The organism is Photobacterium sp. CCB-ST2H9 (assembly GCF_023151555.2).
In the GTDB taxonomy this organism is placed as follows: domain Bacteria; phylum Pseudomonadota; class Gammaproteobacteria; order Enterobacterales; family Vibrionaceae; genus Photobacterium.
Window position 1 is genome coordinate 13,801 of record NZ_CP100425.1, and the last position, 25,759, is coordinate 39,559.

Consider the following 25,759-nt stretch of genomic DNA (forward strand, 5'->3'; position numbering starts at 1 on the left):
GAAACATCGGATGCTCCACTGAATGTGACGGAACTTCAGTTCGAAAAAAGCCCGCGAGTGCGGGCTTTTAATGTCATGCTTGTTTCTCTGAAAACAAACTGCGTTTAGTTTTGCAGCAGAGAGATATCTGCAACTTTCAGGAACTCATTACGCAGTTGGTTCAGCATGGTCAGACGGTTCACTTTCAGTGCTTCGTCATCGGCCATGACCATCACGTTATCAAAGAAAGCATCCACAGTTTCACGCAGGGTTGCCAGCTCAGACAGGGCTTGCTGGTAGTCACCGGCTGCAAAAACAGGTGCCAGCTTCGCGGTCACGGACTCAACATCGTTCGCCAGTGCTTTTTCGGCGTCTTCGACCAGCAGGCTGCTGTCAATGGAGGCAGACAGCTGACCATCAAACTTCGCCAGAATGTTACCGACACGTTTGTTGGCTGCAGCCAGAGATTCAGCTGCATCCAGCGAACGGAAATGACTGACGGCTTTCACGCGTTTGTCGAAGTCAGAAGGTGAGGTCGGGCGACGTGCCAGCACGGCCTGAATCACATCGACTGTGTGGCCTTCGTCCTGATACCAGGCGCGGAAACGGCCGAGCATGAAATCAATCACGTCAGCTTCAACATCGTGGTTTGTCAGCTTGTGACCAAACAGTTCTTTGGCTTTGCGGATCAGGTCAACCAGATCCAGCTGATATCCTTTCTCGACCATGATGCGCAGGGCACCCAGTGCTGCACGGCGAAGTGCGAACGGGTCGTTGGCACCTTTCGGATGCTGACCAATACCGAAGATACCGACCAGGGTATCCATTTTATCAGCCAGTGCGACTGCCGCCGCAACGTCAGAACCTGGCAGCTCATCGCCGGCAAAGCGCGGCATGTACTGCTCGTTCAGGGCAACGGCAACATCTTCATGTTCGCCATCCAGACGTGCGTAGTGCATGCCCATGACACCCTGTGTATCGGTAAACTCGAAAACCATTGAGGTCATCAGGTCACACTTCGACAGCAGGCCAGCGCGCTCTGCGTGTTCAACGTTGGCACCAATCTGCTGGGCAATGTAGCCAGACATGGAAGTGATCCGGTCGGTTTTGTCACGCAGCGTGCCCAGTTGTTTCTGGAACAGAACGCTGTCCAGCTCGTGCAGACGGTCAACCAGGGGACGCTTGCGGTCGGTGTTGAAGAAGAACTCGGCGTCGGCCAGGCGAGGGCGGACCACCTTCTCGTTCCCTTCGATAATATGGCGCGGTTCTTTCGATTCGATGTTGGAAACGAAGATGAACTTCGGCAGCAGTTTGCCGTTCGCATCATAGACCGGGAAGTATTTCTGGTCACCTTTCATGGTGTAAACCAGGGCTTCTGCCGGAACATTGAGGAACTCTTCCTCGAACGATGCAGTCAGCACTACCGGCCACTCAACCAGCGAGGTGACTTCTTCAACCAGCTCGTCTTCCAGATCGGCGATACCGCCAACAGCAATGGCTGCTTCTTTGGCACCGGCAATGATATGCGCTTTACGGGTTTCGTAATCTGCAATGACCTTGCCGCGTTCTTCCAGAATAGCCGGGTACTGATCGGCATGCTCGATGCTGAATTCTGGCTCACCCATGAAGCGGTGGCCACGAACTGTGCGCGCAGATTCCACGCCCAGAATGGTGCCCGGGATCAGCTCGTCGTTCAGCAGCATGACCAGGGTTTTCACCGGACGGATAAACTGAGTTTCTTTATCGCCCCAGCGCATTGGTTTCGGAATCGGCAGTTTTGCCAGTGCAGCTGCAGCCAGCTCACATAGCAGTTCGGTTGCCGGCTTGCCTTTGACGGCTTCTTTGAACAGCAGCCATTCACCTTTGTCGGTTTTCAGACGTTCGGCCTGATCAGCGGTAATGCCGTTCCCGCGTGCCCAGCCTTCGGCAGCTTTGGTTGGGTTTCCGTCTGCGTCGAACGCAACGCTCACGGCCGGTCCGCGTTTCTCTACGACTTTGTCGGCCTGACCTTCAGCCAGCGCCGTCACTTTCAGAGCCAGACGGCGGGGAGCCGCAAACCATTCAATGTTCCCGAAGGCCAGTTCCGCTGCATTCAGTTCGGCAGCAAAGTTATCGGCGAACGCTTCCGCCAGCGTACGCAGAGCTTTTGGTGGCAGCTCTTCGGTACCCAGTTCAATCAGAAAATTCTTGTCAGCCATGCGGGATCCTTACTTGTCTTTTTTACACATCGGGAAGCCCAGCGCTTCACGAGAGGCATAGTAGGCTTCAGCGACCTGCTTGGTCAGGTTGCGAATACGCAGGATGTAGCGCTGACGCTCCGTCACAGAGATTGCTTTACGGGCATCCAGCAGGTTGAAGGCATGGCCGGCTTTCAGGATACGTTCATAGGCTGGCAGCGGCAGGGGCTGTTCTAACTCCAGCAGGGTTTTACATTCTTTTTCACACTGGTCAAAGAAAGTAAACAGGAAGTCGACATCGGCATATTCGAAGTTGTAGGTCGACTGTTCTACTTCGTTCTGATGGAAGATGTCGCCGTAGGTGACTTTCCCCAGCGGGCCGTCAGTCCAGACCAGGTCATAGACAGAATCAACGCCCTGGATGTACATGGCCAGACGCTCGATACCGTAAGTGATTTCACCGGTCACCGGTTTACATTCCAGACCGCCCACTTGCTGGAAGTAAGTGAACTGAGTCACTTCCATGCCGTTCAGCCACACTTCCCAGCCCAGGCCCCAGGCACCCAGCGTTGGGTTTTCCCAGTTGTCTTCTACAAAGCGAATGTCGTGAACCTGCGTATCAACGCCCAGGGCTTCCAGAGAGCCCAGATACAGTTCCTGAATGTTGTCCGGTGATGGCTTGATGATGACCTGGAACTGGTAGTAGTGCTGCAGACGGTTCGGGTTTTCCCCGTAACGACCGTCAGTCGGGCGGCGTGATGGCTGCACGTAGGCAGCAGCGATTGGCTCTGGTCCCAGAGCACGCAGGCAGGTCATTGGGTGCGAGGTTCCGGCGCCCACTTCCATATCCAGCGGCTGCACGATAGTACAACCTTGCTTGCCCCAGTATTCCTGAAGCGTCAGGATCATGCCCTGAAAGGTCTTAATGTCGTATTTTTGCATTGTCAGCTTCACGAGATCCGTTGATATAAGTAGAAAAGATAACAATCCAGTATACCTTGGCTGGCTTTGCGGGAGTAGGGGCCGCGCACGTTTTTTGCTCATAATGACAGCTTGTGTAAATTTTTGTCATCAGACTTCCGCCATAAGCAGAAACAGGGTAAAAAATTGACAGATTTTTGATATCCGATGGACACTCTTGTCTACAATGCAGCAAGATAGTGCTCAGTTGAAACGGGCGTCTCGCTGAGCTGACGAACAATAAATGGGGAACAAGCATGCAACAACACACTTCTGCGGCTTCACGTAAGTGGGTACGCGCTATCCTTTTCGCTGGTGTTACTTCAATGGTGGCGACAGGTTGTACGACTGTGAATCCTTACACTCGTGAAGATCAGACCGCGAAATCAACCAGCGGCGCATTGATTGGTGCTGTGGCTGGTGCGGCGATCGGTGTCGCTTCATCCAGTAAAAAAGACCGTGGTAAAGGCGCTTTGATTGGTGCGGCTTCCGGCGCGGCACTGGGCGGCGGTATCGGTTATTACATGGATGTGCAGGAAACCAAGCTGCGTCAGCAACTGGAATCCACCGGTATCAGTGTCACCCGTAACGGTGATCAGATTGTCCTGAACATGCCGAATGCCATTACCTTTGGTGTTGATCAGTCGAACCTGAGCCAGCAGGCAATGGATGCACTGCAAAGTGTCGCGATGGTAGTCAATGAATACGATAAAACTCAGCTGAACGTTTACGGTTTCACCGACAGTTCAGGTTCTGATTCGTACAACCTGCGTCTGTCTCAGGTTCGTGCCAGCGAAGTCAGTAACTATCTGGTCCGCAATGGCGTCGCTGCACAGCGCGTACTGGCGAAAGGCATGGGTGAAGCCCATCCGATTGCGTCGAATGCCAACCAGCAGGGTCGTGCACAAAACCGACGTGTTGAGATTGTGCTGAGTCCGCTCGAATCTTAATGACGTTTCGGCCAGTCACACTTTTCAAAGGGAAGCTTCGGCTTCCCTTTTTGATCACTTGAATCCCGGCAGGGTTCTGGCTATCATGCCGGTTCCTTTGGGGAGTAGCCTTCCGTTCTGACGGAACAATCATCAACATAATTGAAGCAAAATCTTCATGGTGATTGTGACTGACCATATCTCCGGTCGGTTTGGCGAGACCATAGGCAAACCGATATGAACCGGGGTGGGGCATGTCTGTTTGTCTTTGGTTTAAAATAATTATCCTCGCCCCAAAGAGCATGTCGTGAGCATTTTAGCTGTTTCTATTACTACTGTTGCATTGGCCGAAATCGGGGATAAAACCCAGCTGTTGTCATTGCTGTTAGCCAGCCGATACCGCAAACCAGTCCCGATTATTTTAGCGATCTTTTTAGCGACGATTTTGAATCATGCCCTGGCAGCCTGGTTGGGCGTTGTGGTGGCGGATTATCTGTCGCCGGAAGTTCTGAAATGGGTACTTGTGGTGAGTTTCGTGGCGATGGCGGGCTGGATTCTGATCCCGGATAAACTGGATGACGACGAGTCAATTTCCAGCCGCGGGCCATTTATTGCCAGTTTCATTGCTTTTTTCATTGCTGAAATCGGTGATAAAACGCAGGTTGCGACCACGATGTTGGGCGCAAAGTATCATGACGGTCTGATGCTGGTTGTATTGGGAACGACCATTGGTATGCTGCTGGCAAATGTGCCTGTGGTGCTGCTCGGGAAGTTATCGGCTGATAAAATGCCGTTGGGACTGATCCGCAAAGTGACCGCTGCGTTATTTGCGATGTTGGCTGTGGCTGCGGCGGTGGGTCTGTAATTCAGACAGAATGGGTGCACTGGGGCTCAGTGCGCCGGTGTAATCAAAATGTCATCAGGCAGCGCTAGGCTGCCTGACTCATTTATGCCTTGCCTTTCCGGATAAGAAAGCGATAAGGCAGAGATTCGGTATCCGCAGCCAGCAGGGTGTGATCCATAAAACGGCAGAAACTGGGAATATCGCGGGTGGTCGACGGATCATCGGCCAGCACCAGCAGGGTTTCGCCGTCGGCCATCTTGCGGACAGTTTTACGCACCATCATTACCGGTTCCGGGCAACGCAGTCCTTGTGCCTCCAGGCTGTGAGTGGCGGAATCAAAATTCGTGGTCATAGTCGTGCCATATCGTAAATGAGAGCCAGATCATACTCATGGATAATAAATAATCAACCAGGGGTTGGCAAAGGTAACAATTATGTGTAACTTAGTTAACAAGTTGTTAACTAAGTTGTCATCGCAGGGAGGCGGAGATGATTACTCAGATGGATAGACTGACTATTTACTGTGTGCTGTGCTTTATCGCTTTCTGCTCGATTGTTCTGCGCAACGTTGATGAATTAACTGTCTTCTCGCTGGCGGGCCTGGTTGCCGCAGCGATTGGACTCTGGCTCGAGCTCTCACATTCTCCGGAGCTTGAGGAAGAGGAAAGCTAACTTTCACATCTACTACACTCCCCAGTTTTCTTGGGCTTCCCCGCTATTATGGCGGGATTTTTTTTACCTGCTGATCGTGGAAAAAAAACTTCACCCGGTCAAACCGGATGAAGTTTTGGTAAATGTCTGTGAAAAAGCGATGCTTCAGGACAGCTTCACCAGTGTACGGCCGGTGACCTGACCCTGAATAATCGCCTGAGCCAGCTCCGGTACCTGTTCCAGTTTGACGGTCTGGCTGGCTTGCTGGTAAAAGCTGTCCGGCAGCAATTCACTCAGTCGTTGCCAAGCCTGTACGCGTTTGTCATAAGGGCAGTAAACCGAGTCGATCCCTTGCAGGCGTACATTCCTGAGAATAAAAGGCATGACGGTGGTCGGTAAATCAAAGCCGCCGGCCAGTCCGCATGCTGCCACGACGCCATTGTAGTCGAGCTGGCTCAGCACTTTCGCGAGAACCTTGCTGCCGACGGTATCAATGGCACCTGCCCAGCGTTGTTTTTCCAGCGGTTTGGCTGGTTCTTCCAGTTCGCTGCGCTCAAGGATGGTGGTGGCACCAAGTTGTTTGAGCAGCGCACCATTTTGCGAAGCACGGCCGGTGACGGCTGTAACGCGATAGCCCAGTCTGGCCAGCAAAGTGACCGCGACGGAGCCGACACCGCCGCTGGCACCGGTGACCAGTATCTCGCCGGACTCCGGCGTCAGGCCGGCATCTTCCAGGGCTTGCACACAAAGCATGGCGGTCAGCCCAGCGGTTCCGATCACCATGGTTTGCTCACAGGTCAGGTTTGCCGGTAAGGGAACCAGCCAGTCGGCTTTGACCCGGGCCAGTTCAGCCATGCCGCCCCAGTGGTTTTCACCGACGCCCCAGCCGGTCAGGACGACCTGATCGCCTGGCTGGTAGCGATTGTTGCTGGATGACTTGACCGTCCCGGCAAAATCGATGCCCGGGACCATCGGAAACTGGCGGATGATCTTTCCTGCACCGGAAATCGCCAGGCCGTCTTTGTAGTTGAGGGAGGAATAGTCCACCGCAACTGTCACATCTCCGTCCGGTAATTGACTGTCTTCCACATCGCCGACTTGCGCCAGTGTTTTATTATCTTGCTGGTTGAGGATCAGTGCCTTAAACATGGTTTTTCTCCGTGCGAAGTAAAAGCGGTAAAGCATGAGTGTAGTGAGTCAGCTTGTCTGAAATCTGAATCTCAGACAAATTTTCCTGAAATTTAACCGTAAAAAAGCCCGCAACCGGTGCGGGCTTCGTGTTTGTCAGGGAAGAATTAACTATCCACTCGTTCAAAAATGGTGGCAATCCCCTGACCCAGGCCGATACACATGGTCGCCAGGCCGTATTTGACGTCGTGATGTTCCATCAGGTTAATCAGCGTGGTCGAAATACGGGTACCGGAGCAGCCCAGCGGGTGACCCAGCGCAATGGCGCCGCCGTTGAGGTTCACTTTTTCGTCGACCACATCCAGCAGACCCAGGTCTTTGGCGCATGGCAGGGATTGCGCTGCGAAGGCTTCGTTCAGCTCAACCATGCCAATATCGTCAATTGTCAGACCGGCACGCTTCAGTGCTTTCTGGGTTGCCGGTACCGGGCCGTATCCCATGATGGACGGATCGCAGCCGGCAATCGCCATGGACTTGATACGGGCACGGATCTTCAGACCCAGTTCCTTCGCTTTGCTTTCGCTCATGATCAGCATGGCAGAAGCACCGTCAGACAGGGCTGATGACGTACCTGCAGTTACAGTACCGTTGGCCGGATCAAAGACCGGACGCAGGCCGGACAGGGTTTCCACTGTGGTTTCAGGACGGATGACTTCGTCGAAATCATATACTTTCAGGATACCGTTTTCATCGTGACCTTCAGTCGGCAGGATTTCTTTTTTGAAACGGCCTTCAATCGTTGCAGTATGGGCACGCTGGTGCGAGCGGGCGGCAAAGGCGTCCTGCTGCTCACGGCTGATGCCATGCATACGGCCCAGCATTTCTGCGGTCAGACCCATCATGCCAGCGGCTTGTGCCACAGATTTGGACAGGCCCGGGTGGAAGTCGACACCGTGATTCATCGGCACATGGCCCATGTGCTCGACACCACCAACCAGACAAATCTCTGCATCACCGACCATGATAGAGCGGGCGGCACAGTGCAGGGCATCCATCGATGAACCGCACAGACGGTTGACTGTGGTTGCACCTACGGTATGCGGAATACCGGCCAGCAGTGCGGCGTTACGGGCGACGTTAAAACCTTGTTCCAGGGTTTGCTGCACACAGCCCCAGTAGATGTCTTCAATCGCTGTTGGTTCGACCTGAGGATTGCGCTCCAGCAGGCCTTTCATCAGGTGTGCTGACAGATCTTCAGCACGTTTATTCCGGAATGCACCGCCTTTAGAACGCCCCATCGGGGTGCGGATGCAATCAACAATTACGACGTTATTCATGTGTTTATCCTCGTCCTTAAGCGTTTACGGGTGCGTTGTAATAGCTTTCGCCTTTCTCTGCCTTCTCACGAAGACCGGCAGGAACTTCGTAAACCGCGCCAAGATGAGCGAATTGATCAGCCATTGCCACATAGTTCGCCAGGCCGATGGTATCCAGGTAACGGAAAACGCCACCACGGAACGGAGGGAAGCCCACACCATACACCAGTGCCATATCTGCTTCTGCCGGGGTCGCAACAATGCCTTCTTCCAGACAGCGAACGACTTCGTTGATCATCGGAACCATGGTGCGGGCAATGATGTCTTCGTCACTGAAATCAGCGGTACGGCTGACCACAGGCGCCAGCAGTTCAGCCACTTCCGGTGCCAGATCTTTCTTCGGCTTGCCTTTCTTGTCGATGGAATAGGCATAAAAACCTTTGCCGTTCTTCTGGCCCAGACGCTGGTTCTCGAACATCACATCAACAGCATCTTTGTAGTCTTTGCTCATGCGCTCAGGGAAACCTTCAGCCATGACTGCCTGCGCGTGGTGCGCGGTATCAATACCAACCACATCCAGCAGATAAGCAGGGCCCATCGGCCAGCCGAATTTTTTCTCCATCACTTTATCGATCTTGGTGAAATCGGCGCCGTCACGCAGCAGCAGGCTAAAACCGGCAAAGTAAGGGAACAGAACCCGGTTGACGAAGAATCCAGGGCAGTCATTGACCACAATTGGGGATTTACCCATTTTGGCAGCGTATGCCACCACGCGGGAAATGGTTTCTTCCGAAGTGTGTTCACCCCGGATGATTTCAACCAGCGGCATGCGGTGTACCGGGTTGAAGAAGTGCATGCCACAGAATTTTTCCGGGCGTTTGAGTGATTTTGCCAGCACGTTGATTGGAATGGTCGAGGTATTTGACGTGATCACAGTGTCTTCACTCACACGTTCTTCAACTTCGGCCAGAACCGCGGCTTTTACCTTCGGATTTTCAACCACAGCCTCAACAATCACATCAGCATCTTCAATACCGGCGTAATGCAAGGTCGGCTGGATAGACGCCAGGATTTTTGCCATTTTCAGGCCATTGAGCTTGCCGCGCTCCAGTTGCTTGTTCAGCAGCTTGGAAGCTTCGGTCATCCCCAGATCCAGCGATGGCTGAGCGATGTCTTTCATCATCACCGGTACGCCTTTCAGTGCAGACTGATAAGCAATACCGCCACCCATGATACCGGCACCCAGTACGGCTGCACGTTGGGTGTCTTTGCCTTCTTTGGCTGCTTGCTTCGCTTTGCCTTTGATGTACTGGTCATTCAGGAAGATACCAACCAGTGCCGGAGCCACTTGGCTTTTCGCCAGCGCAACAAAGCCTTTGTTTTCGACTTTCAGTGCTTCGTCGCGGCTCATGCGCGCGGCTTCTTCAATACATTTGACCGCCGTGATCGGGGCAGGATAGTGCGGACCTGCAACTTGCATCACCATGCCTTTGGCCATGGTGAAACTCATGGAGGCTTCAATTTTGTTCAGTTTCAGCGGAGCCTGTTTTTGGGCACGGCGAGACTGCCAGTCCAGTTTACCGGCGATCGCATCTTTCAGCATGGTCAGCGCCGCGTCGTGCAGGGCTTCAGGTGCAACAACGGCATCAACCAGGCCAAGCTTCAGGGCTTCCGGAGCTTTCTTTGCTTTACCTGCGGCGATGATGTCCATCGCCTGATCGGCACCGATCAGGCGTGGCAGGCGTACGGAGCCACCCCAGCCAGGCATGATACCCAGTTTGGTTTCTGGCAGGCCGACCAGTGCGGTTGTGTCGGCAACACGAATGTCTGTCGCCAGAATACATTCGCAGCCGCCGCCCAGCGCAAAACCGTTAATCGCTGAAACGGTCGGGACAGAAATGTCTTCCAGGCGGTTAAAAATGGCGTTGGCGTCAGCCAGCCAGCTGGACAGGGTCTCAGCTTCCTGCGTCATGATGTCAGGGAACTCGGTCACATCTGCACCAACAATAAAAGCAGGTTTGCCGGACGTCAGGAGTACACCTTTCAGTTCGGTTTGCTGATACAGCGCATTGATAGCTTCACTGAGGTTTTCCAGGGTCTTGCGATCCAGCTTATTCACGCTGCCTGGCGCATTGAATTTGATTTCCGCAATGCCATCCTCCAGATAGCTTACGGACAGGGTTTCACCTTGGTAAATCATGTTCTATCTCCGTGAATACCGGTTCACTTGCCGGCTTGATTTTGACTGGTTTGACCTGCAACCAGGTTAAAGATTAGTCTGGACTTGTTGTAAATGGATTTCAACACCTATTTTAAACAATTGTTTAAACCTTGATGTGGGTGTGTTGCAAAAGGTGATATGCACCGAAGCTTCTTTGGGTTATTCGTGGCTGATTTATTGAGTGCAATCTTTTGCTTTTGCGAGGCATTTCATTCTGCTTATCTTTTTTCACTGCTTCGTGTAGCAATGATGATTGTTGTCAGTATACATCCTGACTTTATTCCATCACTGGAATATCAATGGAATGAATCATATGAAGGATGTATGCATGAAGACAGCGCTGAAATTATTGCCTGTACTGGTTACGGCGGCTCTGGTGCCGGGGATGGCCCATGCGGCGACCCTGGCACAAGCGGTTGTGGTCCCGGAGCCGGGTACCGGATGACTTCACCTCAGACCCGCTTTATCCGCACCAGTGGCACCTGCAAAATCATGGCCAGACGGCATTTTCCCGCTCAGCCGGGATTGCCGGGCAGGACATGAACCTGTACGTGAGCCATGCGACTGGCGTGCGTGGTCAGGGCGTTACTATTGCGGTTGTGGATGATGGTCTGGAGATAGGTCACCCGGATCTGGCACCGAATATCCGCCCGGGCTCACGGGATGTAGTGAATCACGATGATGACCCCTCGCCGGATGATCCGACCGACGGACACGGAACGGCGGTTGCCGGAATCGCAGCTGCCGCGGGCTGGAACGGTATCGGTGGCCGCGGTGTCGCGCCGGAAGCGGGTCTGAAGGGGTTCAACTGGCTGAACAATCAGTCGATGGAAGCCTGGCTGCTGTCACATGGGGAAGCGGAAAACACGGCTGATGTGTGAGTGTTTAACCAGAGCTATGGTTCGTCCTCTTTATTTCCCCGCAAGTATGACTTTAATGATCTGGATGTTGCCCTCAGAGAGCAGGTCTACGAACACGTAACACGTGAATCCCACCAGGGACTTGGCAGCCTGTTCGTGAAATCAGCAGGTAACAGCTATCACCGCTTCTCGATGAATTTTACCTCTTTGGGCCGGACGCGGATTCTACCGGGTGACTATTACGATCCGAATCGGGTTGGCCCGCCGAATAACGGCCTGCCCATGCAGGACAGCAATATTACCCCGGACAATGCCAACTACTGGAATATGGTGGTGTCGGCGGTCAATGCTGAGGGGCAACGTTCCTCTTATTCGTCCGTCGGTGCGAACGTATTTGTAGCTGCACCGGGCGGTGAGTATGGCACGGATTCTCCGGCAATGATTACCACAGATGTGAGTGGCTGTGATGCGGGTTACAACACCCTGACCCGGACCAACAATGCACTGCACGGTGGCACGGTTTTGGATCCGCGCTGTGAGTATAATGGCACGATGAACGGAACGTCATCGGCGGCACCGAATGCATCGGGTGCAGTTGCGATGGTGATGTCGGCGAATCCGAATCTGAACTGGCGTGATGTGAAGCATATTCTTGCGTCTACGGCGACGAAAGTCGATCCGAATCAGGCCGGGGTCAGCCTGACATTCCAGAATATCGCCAATGAAGCAACGACCTATCAGGCTATTCCGGGATGGCAGACCAATGCTGCGGGCTATGATTTCCATAACTTCTATGGTTTTGGCCGTGTGAACGTTGATGGTGCCGTGGCGATGGCGCTGGACTACGATACACCATTACCACCGCTGTCGATCACGCCATGGCAGCGTGTAACGGCACAAGCACCGATCCAGGATGCGACCTTGCATGGTGCTGTCAGTGCGTTCAACCAGCCGCAAGACTTTGTCGTCGAGGCGGTACAGGTGAAGGTAGATATTGATCACCAGCGTGTTCAGGACCTGGCGATTGAGCTGATTTCTCCGTCTGGTACCCGCAGTGTCATCATGTCACCACGCACAGGGATGGTCGGGCAGTCGATCAGCAACCGGGTGGCCGGTTTTGAACAGCAACTGCTGCTGTCGAATCATTTCTATGGTGAGTCTTCTCAGGGACGCTGGCAGTTGGTGGTGCGGGATACCAATCGGGATGAATCCAGCTGGATTGCACAACCGGCTGAAGGAGAGCGGATCACGGTCCGGCAGGCCAATAACACTCAGGATGGCGTACTGAAATCCTGGGATATTCGATTCTTCGGACACGAGGGGTAAGTCAACATGAAAACCATTGTTATGTTCGCGTCATTGCTGTTTGTTACCCCGGCACTGGCCGCCTTGCCTGCAGTTAAACTAGTAACTGAAGCAGAAGCGAGCGCCGGTACGTTGATCCTGAACGGTGTGGCCTATCAGCGTTTGACGGATAACCAACCTCAAACTCGCCAGAAACGCTCACTGTCGGCGCCTCTGGCATCGGCAGAAACCTCTGCACTATATAAGGGAGATAAGCTGCGTGCACTGGACAGTGTCGGCGACACCGTTGAGGTGACCGGCAGCTTTCTGATCCGCCTCGGGCAAGACAAGGATGCGGCCGGTTTTGCGGCGCAGCATCAGCTGGAACTGGTTTATGCCCGTGGCGGTATTGCCCTGCTGAAGGCAGAAGAAGGCCGCAACCTGCTGCCTGTCCTACAGTCGCTGGAGCACAGCTATCAGGTGGAGCAGGTGACGCTGGAACTGAACCGTCAGCAGAACCAGCCTCAATAAACCAGGTGCTGCCGTTCAGAATATAAGGAGCTTCGGCTCCTTTTTTGTGTTGTGAATCTGTACGCAGGGTTATGTTATTCTTGCGCCTTTCGATGATGTAAACGGACAAATGACATGGCACAGGCTCCATATCCCATCCCGGCAGCACCGGTGATTGCTGAAGAAGAAATCAAAAAGAGCCGGTTTATCACGTATCTGGCACATACGCCGGGTCTGGATGCCGCCAAAGCCTTTGTTCAGGAAATCAAAACGCGCCACGCCGATGCCCGTCATAACTGCTGGGCTTTTGTGGCGGGACGTCCCGACGATTCCATGCTGTGGGGATTCAGTGATGATGGAGAGCCTTCGGGAACGGCAGGCAAACCCATCCTGGCCCAGCTGAGTGGCTCGGGTGTCGGGGAAATCACAGCGGTCGTCACCCGGTATTATGGCGGGATCCGACTGGGCACCGGCGGTTTGGTGAAAGCTTATGGCGGCGGGGTACAGCAGGCGCTTGCTGTGCTCACCACCAAAGAAAAGGTGATTACTTCACCACTTTATATCAGCTGTGCGTATAATCAGGTGCCATTGCTGGAGGCTGTGATAGCCGAGCATGGTGCCGAGGTCGTTCATGCTGAATACGGTGCTGACGTCCGTATGACGCTTGAGTTCGACTGCCGTCTGGTCGATAACTTGAAAGTCATGTTGATCAATCGCAGTAGCGGCCAGATTCGCATTCAGGACGCAGATGAAACTTCTTAAAAGAACAAAATGAAGAGCGCCCGCTAGATATTATGCAAATTCGTTCGATTATCCGTATTGTTGGCCTGCTGCTGGCATTGTTTAGTTTTACCATGCTGGTGCCAGCTCTGATCGCGTTACTGTATCGTGATGGTGCGGGTTTTCCCTTTGTCGTAACATTTTTTATCTTGCTCGCCGGGGGCGCGGCATTGTGGCTGCCCAACCGGCACCATCGGCGCGAACTGAAAGCGCGTGATGGCTTCCTGATTGTGGTGTTGTTCTGGACGGTGATTGGCAGCGCCGGTGCGGTGCCTTTTATTCTGTCCAAAACCCCGGACCTGTCGCTGACCGATTCCTTTTTTGAGTCTTTTTCTGCCCTGACTACAACGGGGGCGACCGTGATTGTCGGGTTGGATCAGTTGCCGAAAGCGATTCTGTTTTATCGCCAGATGCTGCAATGGTTCGGCGGGATGGGGATCATCGTCCTGGCCGTGGCGATTTTGCCGGTTCTGGGTATCGGTGGGATGCAGTTGTACCGGGCTGAGATCCCGGGGCCTGTGAAAGACAGTAAAATGACACCACGGATTGCTGAGACGGCGAAAACCCTGTGGTTTATCTATCTGGCGCTGACGGTTGCATGTGCGGCTGCCTTCTGGATGGCAGGGATGGATCTGTTCAATGCCATTGCCCACAGTTTCTCGACGGTTGCCATCGGCGGTTTCTCGACGCATGATGCCAGTATCGGCCACTACAACAGCACCGCGATCAATATGGTGACGGTGCTGTTCCTGCTGATTTCAGCCTGTAACTTCTCACTGCATTTTGCGGCATTCTCTAATCGGGGAGTGCATCTGCGTACCTATTTAAGAGATCCTGAGTTTAAAGCCTTCCTGGTGGTGCAGCTGATCCTGCTGGTGATTTGTTACAGCTTGCTGATGAAGCACCAGACTTATGAGAGCTGGTGGTCAACCCTGGACCAGGCGCTTTTTCAGACCGTGTCGATTTCAACAACAGCAGGCTTTACCACCACCAGTTTTTCAGAGTGGCCACTCTTTCTTCCTGTGCTTTTGCTGTTCTCTTCCTTTATTGGAGGATGCGCCGGGTCGACAGGGGGGGGCATCAAAGTGATCCGCGTCTTGTTGCTGTTCCTGCAGGGAGTGCGTGAACTGAAACGACTGGTGCACCCGCGGGCGGTCTACACCATCAAAGTCGGGAACAAGGCATTACCACAACGCGTCGTGGATGCCGTCTGGGGTTTTTTCTCAGCGTACGCGCTGGTGTTCGTCGTTTGCATGCTGGTTTTGGTGGGGACTGGAATGGATGAGCTGACCGCATTCTCTGCGGTGGCTGCAACACTGAATAACCTCGGGCCGGGGCTCGGACAGGTTGCCGTGCACTTTGGTGAGGTCAATGATGCCGCGAAGTGGACGCTGGTTGTCGCGATGCTGTTTGGCCGACTTGAAGTATTTACCTTGCTGGTTCTGTTCACCCCGACATTCTGGCGTAACTAAGGAGAAGACTATGGAAAAGGTACTGATGCTGCACTCAAGCTGTGAAGGGCAGACCATCAAGATCCTCAAACATATCGTCCAGGACCTGGGCGCGGAATATCAATGTGAGATGCAGGATATTCATCAGCTGCCAGACATTAACTTCAGTGAATACGATAAAGTGCTGATTGGTGCTTCCGTACGTTACGGACACCTGAATAAAAAGCTCTATCAGTTTATTGAACGTCACCATGCATCGCTGGCCGCACAAAAAGCTGCTTTTTATTGCGTGAACCTGACAGCCCGTAAACCGGGTAAAGACATACCGGAAACCAGCGTCTATATGCAGACGTTTCTGAAAAAGTCATCCTGGCAGCCTGAATTGCTGGAAGTTTTTGCCGGAGCATTGCGGTATCCGCGATACAACTGGTTCGATCGCACCATGATTCAGTTCATCATGCGTATGACTGGCGGGGAAACCGACACCACAAAAGAAGTGGAATATACGGACTGGAAGCGTGTATCCGCCTTTTCTCAAGCTTTTAAACAACTATAGTGGGCAAAATTAGCTGCTTTTGATTAACTTTTATCCGAAAAACAAAAAAAAAGAAAATTTCTCAAAAATGCGCTTGCGCCATGAAAGAAAGTCCCTATAATGCCGCCTCACTGAACGGGATTACGGCGAAGAAAGCTGAAAACCAGAGGTTCACAGGAAAGTTGTTCCGAAATTGATTGAAAAAAGTGTTTGACACGGTTTTTCATTTCGATAGAATGGCTGCCCTGTCCACGATGAGCAAAGCGCGAATCTGGAAAAGTTCTTTAACAATTTGACCATGCAATCTGTGTGGGCACTCGACAATGATACAGTCAAAAGATTTTATCAGTGAACTGAGTGACCAATCGAAAGTTCTTTTTAAGAGCTTCGGCACAGTCAATTTATCAGTAATCACTGAGCCGCTTTTCTTCGGAAAGGCAACAAAATTCTAATTGAAGAGTTTGATCATGGCTCAGATTGAACGCTGGCGGCAGGCCTAACACATGCAAGTCGAGCGGCAGCGACATGACTGAACCTTCGGGGGACGTCCTGGGCGGCGAGCGGCGGACGGGTGAGTAATGCCTGGGAACATGCCTTAGTGTGGGGGATAACCATTGGAAACGATGGCTAATACCGCATAATCTCTACGGAGCAAAGCGGGGGACCTTCGGGCCTCGCGCGCTAAGATTGGCCCAGGTGGGATTAGCTAGTAGGTGGGGTAACGGCTCACCTAGGCGACGATCCCTAGCTGGTCTGAGAGGATGATCAGCCACACTGGAACTGAGACACGGTCCAGACTCCTACGGGAGGCAGCAGTGGGGAATATTGCACAATGGGGGAAACCCTGATGCAGCCATGCCGCGTGTGTGAAGAAGGCCTTCGGGTTGTAAAGCACTTTCAGCAGTGAGGAAGGGGTGAGTATTAACAGTGCTCATCTTTGACGTTAGCTGCAGAAGAAGCACCGGCTAACTCCGTGCCAGCAGCCGCGGTAATACGGAGGGTGCGAGCGTTAATCGGAATTACTGGGCGTAAAGCGCATGCAGGCGGCGTGTTAAGCCAGATGTGAAAGCCCGGGGCTCAACCTCGGAATCGCATTTGGAACTGGCATGCTAGAGTCTTGTAGAGGGGGGTAGAATTTCAGGTGTAGCGGTGAAATGCGTAGAGATCTGAAGGAATACCGGTGGCGAAGGCGGCCCCCTGGACAAAGACTGACGCTCAGATGCGAAAGCGTGGGGAGCAAACAGGATTAGATACCCTGGTAGTCCACGCCGTAAACGATGTCTACTTGGAGGTTGGTGTCTTGAACACTGGCTTTCGGAGCTAACGCGTTAAGTAGACCGCCTGGGGAGTACGGTCGCAAGATTAAAACTCAAATGAATTGACGGGGGCCCGCACAAGCGGTGGAGCATGTGGTTTAATTCGATGCAACGCGAAGAACCTTACCTACTCTTGACATCCAGAGAACTTAGCAGAGATGCTTTGGTGCCTTCGGGAACTCTGAGACAGGTGCTGCATGGCTGTCGTCAGCTCGTGTTGTGAAATGTTGGGTTAAGTCCCGCAACGAGCGCAACCCTTATCCTTGTTTGCCAGCACTTCGGGTGGGAACTCCAGGGAGACTGCCGGTGATAAACCGGAGGAAGGTGGGGACGACGTCAAGTCATCATGGCCCTTACGAGTAGGGCTACACACGTGCTACAATGGCGTATACAGAGGGCTGCCAACTAGCGATAGTGAGCGAATCCCACAAAGTACGTCGTAGTCCGGATTGGAGTCTGCAACTCGACTCCATGAAGTCGGAATCGCTAGTAATCGTGGATCAGAATGCCACGGTGAATACGTTCCCGGGCCTTGTACACACCGCCCGTCACACCATGGGAGTGGGCTGCACCAGAAGTAGATAGCTTAACCTTCGGGAGGGCGTTTACCACGGTGTGGTTCATGACTGGGGTGAAGTCGTAACAAGGTAGCCCTAGGGGAACCTGGGGCTGGATCACCTCCTTACCTAAAGACTGCGTTGTTATCGCAGTGTCCACACAGATTGCCTGGTCGAAATGTAGAGAGCCACTGGTGCTGCCCAACAGCATCAGTACGAATTAGAAGTCCCATTCGTCTAGAGGCCTAGGACACCGCCCTTTCACGGCGGTAACAGGGGTTCGACTCCCCTATGGGACGCCACGGGTCGTTAGCTCAGTTGGTAGAGCAGTTGACTTTTAATCAATTGGTCGCAGGTTCGAATCCTGCACGACCCACCATTCCTGCCACGGGAATGTAAAACATCCGTGGGCGATTAGCTCAGTTGGGAGAGCACCTCCCTTACAAGGAGGGGGTCACTGGTTCGAGCCCGGTATCGCCCACCATTCTTTCCTTCGGAAAGACACCCAGAACGACGGGGCTATAGCTCAGCTGGGAGAGCGCTTGCATGGCATGCAAGAGGTCGGCGGTTCGATCCCGCCTAGCTCCACCACTCTTTAAGGGTTTTCCCCGAGAATCTTTAGAAAGTGGTTATCTGTCGATAATTCACAATGCTCTTTAACAATCTGGAAAGCTGACTAGTAAATTCAATCTTTGAGATTGAATCAAACTGTTTCGAAAGAAACAGAGTTCTCAAGCAAAACACATTCAAGTGTCTTGTATTTTTTGTCTTCACTTTTGAAAAGTGAAAGCAAAGTGAGTCCGGCGAAACAAATCAAACCTTGGTTGTTTGAACATACGAAACCTCTTGGGGTTGTATGGTTAAGTGACTAAGCGTACACGGTGGATGCCTGGGCAGTCAGAGGCGATGAAGGACGTACTAACTTGCGATAAGCGGTGATGAGGCAGTAAGAGCCACTTGAGTCACCGATTTCCGAATGGGGAAACCCAGCCGCATAAGCGGTTATCATCAGGTGAATACATAGCCTGATGAGGCGAACCGGGGGAACTGAAACATCTAAGTACCCCGAGGAAGAGAAATCAACCGAGATTCCGGCAGTAGCGGCGAGCGAAACCGGATTAGCCCTTAAGCGTTTTTTGTGTCAGGTGAAGGCTCTGGAAAGTGCCGCGATACAGGGTGACAGCCCCGTAACCGACGATACCTTAAACGTGAAAACGAGTAGGACGGGACACGTGTTATCTTGTCTGAAGATGGGGGGACCATCCTCCAAGGCTAAATACTCCTGACTGACCGATAGTGAACCAGTACCGTGAGGGAAAGGCGAAAAGAACCCCTGTGAGGGGAGTGAAAAAGAACCTGAAACCGTGTACGTACAAGCAGTAGGAGCCCTTCGGGGTGACTGCGTACCTTTTGTATAATGGGTCAGCGACTTAATTTCAGTAGCAAGGTTAACCGTATAGGGGAGCCGTAGGGAAACCGAGTCTTAACTGGGCGTGCAGTTGCTGGGATTAGACCCGAAACCAGGTGATCTAGCCATGGGCAGGTTGAAGGTGAGGTAACACTTACTGGAGGACCGAACCGACTAATGTTGAAAAATTAGCGGATGACTTGTGGCTAGGGGTGAAAGGCCAATCAAACCTGGAGATAGCTGGTTCTCCCCGAAAGCTATTTAGGTAGCGCCTCGGACGAATACTACTGGGGGTAGAGCACTGTTAAGGCTAGGGGGTCATCCCGACTTACCAACCCTTTGCAAACTCCGAATACCAGTAAGTACTATCCGGGAGACACACGGCGGGTGCTAACGTCCGTCGTGGAGAGGGAAACAACCCAGACCGCCAGCTAAGGTCCCAAAGTATCACTAAGTGGGAAACGATGTGGGAAGGCTCAGACAGCCAGGATGTTGGCTTAGAAGCAGCCATCATTTAAAGAAAGCGTAATAGCTCACTGGTCGAGTCGGCCTGCGCGGAAGATTTAACGGGGCTAAGTGATACACCGAAGCTGCGGCAATGCGATTTATCGTATTGGGTAGGGGAGCGTTCTGTAAGCGGCTGAAGGTGTGCTGTAAGGCATGCTGGACGTATCAGAAGTGCGAATGCTGACATGAGTAACGACAAGGGGGGTGAAAAACCTCCCCGCCGGAAGACCAAGGGTTCCTGTCCAACGTTAATCGGGGCAGGGTAAGTCGACCCCTAAGGCGAGGCCGAAAGGCGTAGTCGATGGGAAACGGGTTAATATTCCCGTACTTCTTACTATTGCGATGGGGGGACGGAGAAGGCTAGGTGGGCCAGGCGACGGTTGTCCTGGTTCAAGGGTGTAGGCTGATGGTTTAGGCAAATCCGGACCATCTCAAGGCTGAGACCCGATGTCGAGTCACTACGGTGATGAAGTCATTGATGCCATGCTTCCGGGAAAAGCCTCTAAGCTTCAGATAGTAAGGAATCGTACCCCAAACCGACACAGGTGGTCGGGTAGAGAATACCAAGGCGCTTGAGAGAACTCGGGTGAAGGAACTAGGCAAAATGGTACCGTAACTTCGGGAGAAGGTACGCTGCCGGCGGTGAAGAGACTTGCTCTTGGAGCTGCTGGCAGTCGCAGATACCAGGTGGCTGCAACTGTTTATTAAAAACACAGCACTGTGCAAAATCGAAAGATGACGTATACGGTGTGACGCCTGCCCGGTGCCGGAAGGTTAATTGATGGGGTTATCTTCGGAGAAGCTCTTGATCGAAGCCCCGGTAAACGGCGGCCGTAACTATAACGGTCCTAAGGTAGCGAAATTCCTTGTCGGGTAAGTTCCGACCTGCACGAATGGCGTAATGATGGCCACGCTGTCTCCACCCGAGACTCAGTGAAATTGAAATCGCAGTGAAGATGCTGCGTACCCGCGGCTAGACGGAAAGACCCCGTGAACCTTTACTACAGCTTGGCACTGAACATTGACCCTACATGTGTAGGATAGGTGGGAGGCTTCGAAGCAGGTACGCCAGTATCTGTGGAGCCGTCCTTGAAATACCACCCTTGTAGTGTTGATGTTCTAACGTCGCCCCGTTATCCGGGGTGCGGACAGTGCCTGGTGGGTAGTTTGACTGGGGCGGTCTCCTCCCAAAGCGTAACGGAGGAGCACGAAGGTGGGCTAATCACGGTCGGACATCGTGAGGTTAGTGCAATGGCATAAGCCCGCTTAACTGCGAGAATGACGGTTCGAGCAGGTGCGAAAGCAGGTCATAGTGATCCGGTGGTTCTGAATGGAAGGGCCATCGCTCAACGGATAAAAGGTACTCCGGGGATAACAGGCTGATACCGCCCAAGAGTTCATATCGACGGCGGTGTTTGGCACCTCGATGTCGGCTCATCACATCCTGGGGCTGAAGTCGGTCCCAAGGGTATGGCTGTTCGCCATTTAAAGTGGTACGCGAGCTGGGTTTAGAACGTCGTGAGACAGTTCGGTCCCTATCTGCCGTGGGCGCTGGATGATTGAAGGGAGTTGCTCCTAGTACGAGAGGACCGGAGTGAACGAACCGCTGGTGTTCGGGTTGTGTCGCCAGACGCATTGCCCGGTAGCTAAGTTCGGAACAGATAACCGCTGAAAGCATCTAAGCGGGAAGCTGGCCCTGAGATGAGTCATCCCTGAGACTTTGAGTCTCCTGAAGGGCTGTTCGAGACTAGAACGTTGATAGGCAGGGTGTGTAAGCGTTGTGAGGCGCTCAGCTAACCTGTACTAATTGCCCGTGAGGCTTAACCATACAACACCCAAGGGGTTTTAAGTACGGACTCCATGAGCACTTGAATGATGTGCTGAGAACTTTAGTCAGATTTTTCCGAGATTGTTGAACAAATTTTGCCTGGCGACCATAGCGCTGTGGAACCACCTGATCCCATGCCGAACTCAGACGTGAAACGCAGCAGCGCCGATGGTAGTGTGGGGTCTCCCCATGTGAGAGTAGGACATCGCCAGGCGCCCTATTTAGAAATCAGATACAGTCTGGTTTCAGCCGTGTGGAGCGGTAGTTCAGTTGGTTAGAATACCGGCCTGTCACGCCGGGGGTCGCGGGTTCGAGTCCCGTCCGCTCCGCCACTTCTTAGAGAAACCCAGTCAGTAATGGCTGGGTTTTTTGCTATTCAGGGTTCTGATAATTTCTCACTGACGAAAAGCCTCAGACTAGGCGTCCCCGTCGAAAGACTGGGGCTTTTTTACGTTTGGGATTTATCCATTCCAACGTCTACCCCAAATTTCTTCTAATAATCGAAATCGCCTCAACCAGAGCACCTGTCTCTCTGGAAACAGCTGCAAGCCAGGTATGCCGGATTATATGACTAGAGGTTTAATGACTGCATCATGGCTGATGGGAGAACCGGAAAGCAGAGATGCTGCGATGTGTACGTCTGTCTGGCGCAGAAAAGACAACGGGAGACTGGAAAGTCTCGCTTTAAGCGCCAATAGAAGCTATGGCGCGGAGTGCTGTGAATGAAAGGGACGATGCCTGTATTGCAGATAACTTAACTGTAGTGATAGAAGAAGCGCAGCCATTGTTCGGCAATGAAGATTTCATCCTGAGCAGATAACGCCTGGATCCCGGCGGCGTAACTGTGGTTCTGGCTGGCAAGCTGCAGTCCGGCCAGCAGGTGGGCGGCTTCAAACAGATAGAGGGTTGGGTCACCCATCCCCGTCTTGAAAGGTGTGTTGGCAGACTCACCGCCAGCCAGTAAGTAGATGCTTGCCTCGTGCTGATTTTTGTATTCTTTGACGAGCGTATTCCCTCCGATATAACGAAGGGTGCCATTGTGCACAAGTTCAGGCAGATTCAGTTCATCATCTGCGGAAGTGACGGTTGCAACAAAGAGGTTTTCACGCCGGGACTGCAAGTGCGCCGTATGAAGTGCCCCATTGCCTGTACAGCAGAAGATCAGATTGCAGTGGTTGAGCATAGTTTCCGTCGAGCAGACCTGAATGCCGTTGCGCGGCATTGCGGTCAGCCGACGGGGATCCTGATCGCTGACGTAGAGGTCATGAATCCCTTTGCCTTGCAGGGTTTTGCAGATCCCGCGACCCAGATTACCGCTGCCGATGACCCCAATCGACAAAAATCCCTGGTTGTTGAGTTTCAGACCAAAGGCTTCGCGCAGAATCTGATCGGTATAGTGAACGATACACTCTGACGCTTCATAATCTGCCGGTGTTTTGATACTCAGGTGAGCGACAGAAACCAAGGGTTTGAGCAGGTGTCTGTTCCGGTATTTGGCGACGCCATTTGCTGTCAGTTCGGTAATCCCCACGCACTCTTTGCTGAATGCTTCTAATATGGCTTCAGCACCCTGAGCAAAATAGCCGCCGTGGTCCAGGATCAGAAAAGCTTGCCCCTCTTTGGTATATCGGCGGATCAATTCAACACAGCAGGCCGGGTCGCGTAAGGCGATTTTGTCGAATCCGGATTCGACCGTCTGACAGTTTTCAATGGTCTCAATGGTATTCAGGAGTGAGCTGTTGTTACAGAACGTGGCCTGCTTCGGGATAAATACGACGTGATCAGCCAGCTGGCACAGGACATTGAGATAAGGCAGTGTTCCTTCGTAACAATGCATGACTGAAAAAACGACCAGATTATCGGGCAGTGTGTAATCCTTTGCGATCTGCTCCAGAAAGCGAAAGCCTTTTTCAGCATAAAAGGCGGAATAGTAGCTGTGTGTCAAAGTATGCGATGACGTCATATGGACCTGCTATTTGAATAGTGCCAGCAGCGCCTGATAAAGCGGTTCCTTTTGCCGGCTTTGTTTACAACACAATCCCAGTATTAAAGGGTCTACAGTTGCTGTGGGCAGCTTTTGTATCTGGTCGCGAATCGGACTGTTCTCTATGACAACATCTGGCGCAATCCCTATGCCACATCCCAATGCTACCATACTAACAATAGCCTCATGCCCAGCAACTTGGGCATAAATGTTAGGCTTAATTTTATGAGATTTCATCCACTTGTCAGCGTTTTCTCTGGCACTGCCATGCTCTGGAAGGATAAAGGGAAGTTTTTCCCATTGAATTTCCGGCGTGAGCAAGACCTGAAGCGCGGGCGGTGGGGCCAGAGGGCTGATCAGTGACATAGAGACATCGCCCAGGTAGATAAAGGCCAGTTTTCCGGGAAGATTGGCCGGCAACGCTGAAATGGCGAAATCTGCCTCGTCCTGCATGACTTTATCAATCGCCTGCGCCGGATCACCGGTGACCAGCTGTATTTCGACTTGCGGGTAATGTTGCCGGAACTGGTTCAGGACTGCAGGCAAATGACTGTAACTGGCGGTGACTGAGCAGAAGAGCGTCAGTTTGCCTTTGAGCATCTGATCTTGCTCCGTCAGTTCCTGTTGCAGGTGCTGCCATTCGGCAACGATACGACTGGCGACGGGAAGCAGTTTGTGTCCGGCTGTTGTGAGTTCAACGCTGCGGTTGTCACGGATAAACAGCGGCTGGGCCAGCTCCTGCTCGAGGCGTTGGATCTGGCGGCTCAGTGCCGACGGACTGATATGCATTTTCTGCGCAGTCTGACTAAAGTTCTTGCTGTTACACAAATGAAGGAAGAACTGCAGTGATTTAATATTCATGATGGTGTTGCACTTTTTGCAATGTGATGTTGTGAATATATCACTTTGGACAACATGGCGCCTGATCTACTATCAGGTTATTCGGCAATGACGTGCCGACCAAGGATCAGATTTCACGGAGTAACTTGTTATGGCTAACTATTTCAATACCTTAAATTTGCGTCAGCAATTGGATCAACTGGGCCGTTGCCGTTTTATGGATCGCAGCGAGTTTGCTCAGGAAGCAGATTACCTGAAAGGTAAAAAAGTCGTGATTGTGGGTTGTGGTGCACAGGGCCTGAACCAAGGGCTGAACATGCGTGACTCCGGTCTGAATGTGGCGTATGCGCTGCGTCAGGCTGCGATCGATGAGCAACGTGCCTCTTTCCGCAATGCCAAAGATAACGGTTTTGAAGTTGGTAGCTATGAACAGCTGATCCCGCAGGCGGATCTGGTGGTTAACCTGACACCAGACAAGCAGCACACGGATGTTGTAACCACGGTGATGCCTCTGATGAAGCAAGGTGCTGCGCTGGGTTACTCGCATGGTTTCAACATTGTTGAAGAAGGCATGCAAATCCGTCCGGATATCACGGTTGTGATGGTTGCACCGAAGTGCCCGGGCACAGAAGTACGTGAAGAATACAAACGTGGTTTCGGGGTGCCGACCCTGATTGCGGTTCACCCGGAAAATGATCCGCAGGGCGAGGGTCTGGAAATCGCCAAAGCCTGGGCGGCTGCAACCGGTGGTCACCGTGCCGGTGTGCTGGAATCGTCTTTCGTTGCTGAAGTGAAATCTGACCTGATGGGTGAACAAACCATTCTGTGCGGAATGCTGCAGGCTGGTTCGATTGTTTGTTATGAAAAGATGGTTGCAGAAGGCATTGAGCCTGCATATGCCGGTAAACTGCTGCAATTTGGCTGGGAAACCATTACCGAAGCACTGAAATTCGGCGGCATTACCCACATGATGGATCGTCTGTCGAATCCTGCAAAAATCAAAGCCTTTGAATTGTCTGAAGAACTGAAAGATCTGATGCGTCCACTGTACAACAAGCATATGGATGACATCATCAGCGGTGAGTTCTCTGGCACCATGATGGCCGACTGGGCCAATGATGATGCAAACTTGTTGGGTTGGCGTGCTGAAACTGCTGAAACTGCTTTCGAAAACTATCCGCAGTCTGATTTGAAGATCAGTGAGCAGGAATATTTTGACAACGGTATCCTGATGGTCGCGATGGTGCGTGCCGGGGTTGAGCTGGCATTCGAAGCGATGACCGCTTCAGGCATTATTGATGAGTCAGCTTACTATGAATCACTGCACGAGCTGCCACTGATTGCCAATACCGTTGCCCGGAAGCGTCTGTATGAAATGAACGTGGTGATTTCCGATACTGCTGAATACGGGAACTATCTGTTCGCGAATGTCGCGACGCCACTGCTGCGTGAGCAGTTCATGCCGAAGGTTGGTACAGACGTGATCGGTAAAGGTCTGGGCGAAAGCAGCAACCAGGCGGATAACCAAACACTGATTGATGTGAATGAAGCACTGCGCAGCCATCCGGTTGAGCTGATTGGTCAGGAACTGCGTGGTTACATGACTGACATGAAGCGTATCGCTGTCGGTGACTAATCACCTGATTTTTCTTCCTTTCTAGTAACAAAAAGCCCGGCAATCTTGCCGGGCTTTT

At 52.5% G+C, this 25,759-nt stretch carries 17 protein-coding genes, 5 tRNA genes, 3 rRNA genes, 1 pseudogene and 1 riboswitch; of the genes and pseudogenes, 18 read left to right on the top strand and 8 right to left on the bottom strand.

What is annotated here, in order from left to right; all coding sequences use genetic code 11:
* Positions 1–104: 104 nt before the first annotated feature.
* Together glyS and glyQ are read right to left on the bottom strand one after the other, a co-directional pair.
* Positions 105–2,177, bottom strand: coding sequence for a glycine--tRNA ligase subunit beta (gene glyS, locus L4174_RS00055; RefSeq protein ID WP_248144714.1), 2,073 nt, complete (start codon positions 2,175–2,177; stop codon positions 105–107).
* 9 nt (positions 2,178–2,186) lie between these two features.
* A complete protein-coding gene (gene glyQ, locus L4174_RS00060) occupies positions 2,187–3,098 on the bottom strand; it encodes a glycine--tRNA ligase subunit alpha (RefSeq protein WP_248144713.1) in 912 nt (303 codons plus the stop codon).
* Between the two features lie 275 nt (positions 3,099–3,373).
* Between glyQ and L4174_RS00065 the strand changes: the two genes are divergently transcribed.
* The gene (locus L4174_RS00065; RefSeq protein ID WP_248144712.1) at positions 3,374–4,066 is read left to right on the top strand and encodes an OmpA family protein; all 693 of its coding nucleotides are present in this window, start codon (positions 3,374–3,376) and stop codon (positions 4,064–4,066) included.
* A 94-nt stretch (positions 4,067–4,160) separates the two neighbouring features.
* Positions 4,161–4,325: riboswitch (yybP-ykoY riboswitch) on the top strand.
* Between the two features lie 27 nt (positions 4,326–4,352).
* Complete coding sequence (locus L4174_RS00070; protein ID WP_248144711.1) at positions 4,353–4,910, top strand: TMEM165/GDT1 family protein; 558 nt, start codon at positions 4,353–4,355, stop codon at positions 4,908–4,910.
* 82 nt (positions 4,911–4,992) lie between these two features.
* On the opposite strand, the gene tusA is transcribed toward L4174_RS00070, so the two are convergent.
* The gene (tusA, locus tag L4174_RS00075) at positions 4,993–5,241 is read right to left on the bottom strand and encodes a sulfurtransferase TusA (protein WP_248144710.1); all 249 of its coding nucleotides are present in this window, start codon (positions 5,239–5,241) and stop codon (positions 4,993–4,995) included.
* A 149-nt stretch (positions 5,242–5,390) separates the two neighbouring features.
* Between tusA and L4174_RS00080 the strand changes: the two genes are divergently transcribed.
* Positions 5,391–5,561 (top strand): hypothetical protein, encoded by a 171-nt coding sequence (locus L4174_RS00080; protein ID WP_371929360.1) that lies wholly within the window; start codon positions 5,391–5,393, stop codon positions 5,559–5,561.
* A gap of 144 nt (positions 5,562–5,705) precedes the next feature.
* Here the strand turns inward: L4174_RS00080 and L4174_RS00085 are convergent, their stop codons facing one another.
* The 3 genes from L4174_RS00085 to fadB all read right to left on the bottom strand — a co-directional run bounded on the left by L4174_RS00085 (position 5,706) and on the right by fadB (position 10,184).
* Positions 5,706–6,689 carry an MDR family oxidoreductase gene (locus L4174_RS00085; protein WP_248144709.1) on the bottom strand — a complete coding sequence of 328 codons (984 nt, stop codon included), beginning with the start codon at positions 6,687–6,689 and terminating at the stop codon, positions 5,706–5,708.
* Between the two features lie 146 nt (positions 6,690–6,835).
* Entirely contained in the window at positions 6,836–8,005 is a 1,170-nt protein-coding gene (gene fadA, locus L4174_RS00090; protein ID WP_248144708.1) for an acetyl-CoA C-acyltransferase FadA, read from the bottom strand.
* A 16-nt stretch (positions 8,006–8,021) separates the two neighbouring features.
* Complete coding sequence (fadB, locus tag L4174_RS00095) at positions 8,022–10,184, bottom strand: fatty acid oxidation complex subunit alpha FadB (RefSeq protein ID WP_248144707.1); 2,163 nt, start codon at positions 10,182–10,184, stop codon at positions 8,022–8,024.
* 560 nt (positions 10,185–10,744) lie between these two features.
* Between fadB and L4174_RS00100 the strand changes: the two are divergent.
* The 14 genes and pseudogenes from L4174_RS00100 to L4174_RS00165 all read left to right on the top strand — a co-directional run.
* A pseudogene (locus L4174_RS00100) lies at positions 10,745–11,743 on the top strand (S8 family serine peptidase); the annotation flags it as partial.
* A gap of 153 nt (positions 11,744–11,896) precedes the next feature.
* Complete coding sequence (locus L4174_RS00105) at positions 11,897–12,391, top strand: proprotein convertase P-domain-containing protein (protein WP_248144772.1); 495 nt, start codon at positions 11,897–11,899, stop codon at positions 12,389–12,391.
* A 6-nt stretch (positions 12,392–12,397) separates the two neighbouring features.
* Positions 12,398–12,880 (top strand): hypothetical protein, encoded by a 483-nt coding sequence (locus L4174_RS00110; protein ID WP_248144706.1) that lies wholly within the window; start codon positions 12,398–12,400, stop codon positions 12,878–12,880.
* 114 nt (positions 12,881–12,994) lie between these two features.
* Positions 12,995–13,621, top strand: coding sequence for a YigZ family protein (locus L4174_RS00115; protein WP_248144705.1), 627 nt, complete (start codon positions 12,995–12,997; stop codon positions 13,619–13,621).
* 32 nt (positions 13,622–13,653) lie between these two features.
* On the top strand, positions 13,654–15,111 hold the full coding sequence (locus tag L4174_RS00120) for a TrkH family potassium uptake protein (RefSeq protein ID WP_248144704.1): 1,458 nt from the start codon (positions 13,654–13,656) through the stop codon (positions 15,109–15,111).
* Between the two features lie 10 nt (positions 15,112–15,121).
* On the top strand, positions 15,122–15,646 hold the full coding sequence (hemG, locus tag L4174_RS00125; RefSeq protein WP_248144703.1) for a menaquinone-dependent protoporphyrinogen IX dehydrogenase: 525 nt from the start codon (positions 15,122–15,124) through the stop codon (positions 15,644–15,646).
* A 428-nt stretch (positions 15,647–16,074) separates the two neighbouring features.
* Positions 16,075–17,626 (top strand): 16S ribosomal RNA (locus tag L4174_RS00130).
* Between the two features lie 98 nt (positions 17,627–17,724).
* Positions 17,725–17,800, top strand: a tRNA-Glu gene (locus L4174_RS00135).
* Position 17,801: 1 nt separating this feature from the next.
* Positions 17,802–17,877: transfer RNA gene (locus L4174_RS00140), tRNA-Lys, on the top strand.
* A gap of 29 nt (positions 17,878–17,906) precedes the next feature.
* Positions 17,907–17,982: transfer RNA gene (locus tag L4174_RS00145), tRNA-Val, on the top strand.
* Between the two features lie 31 nt (positions 17,983–18,013).
* Positions 18,014–18,089, top strand: a tRNA-Ala gene (locus L4174_RS00150).
* A 267-nt stretch (positions 18,090–18,356) separates the two neighbouring features.
* A 23S ribosomal RNA gene (locus tag L4174_RS00155) occupies positions 18,357–21,241 on the top strand.
* A gap of 98 nt (positions 21,242–21,339) precedes the next feature.
* Positions 21,340–21,455: ribosomal RNA gene (rrf, locus tag L4174_RS00160) — 5S ribosomal RNA — on the top strand.
* Together the 16S, 23S and 5S rRNA genes with 5 tRNA genes alongside form the textbook arrangement of a ribosomal RNA operon.
* 41 nt (positions 21,456–21,496) lie before the next feature.
* A tRNA-Asp gene (locus L4174_RS00165) sits at positions 21,497–21,573 on the top strand.
* A 422-nt stretch (positions 21,574–21,995) separates the two neighbouring features.
* Here L4174_RS00165 and L4174_RS00170 read toward each other — a convergent pair.
* Both L4174_RS00170 and ilvY read right to left on the bottom strand, forming a co-directional pair.
* A complete protein-coding gene (locus L4174_RS00170) occupies positions 21,996–23,204 on the bottom strand; it encodes an NAD(P)-binding domain-containing protein (RefSeq protein ID WP_248144606.1) in 1,209 nt (402 codons plus the stop codon).
* A gap of 9 nt (positions 23,205–23,213) precedes the next feature.
* The gene (ilvY, locus tag L4174_RS00175; RefSeq protein WP_248144605.1) at positions 23,214–24,086 is read right to left on the bottom strand and encodes an HTH-type transcriptional activator IlvY; all 873 of its coding nucleotides are present in this window, start codon (positions 24,084–24,086) and stop codon (positions 23,214–23,216) included.
* Between the two features lie 130 nt (positions 24,087–24,216).
* Between ilvY and ilvC the strand changes: the two genes are divergently transcribed.
* The gene (ilvC, locus tag L4174_RS00180; protein ID WP_248144604.1) at positions 24,217–25,701 is read left to right on the top strand and encodes a ketol-acid reductoisomerase; all 1,485 of its coding nucleotides are present in this window, start codon (positions 24,217–24,219) and stop codon (positions 25,699–25,701) included.
* Positions 25,702–25,759: the final 58 nt, after the last annotated feature.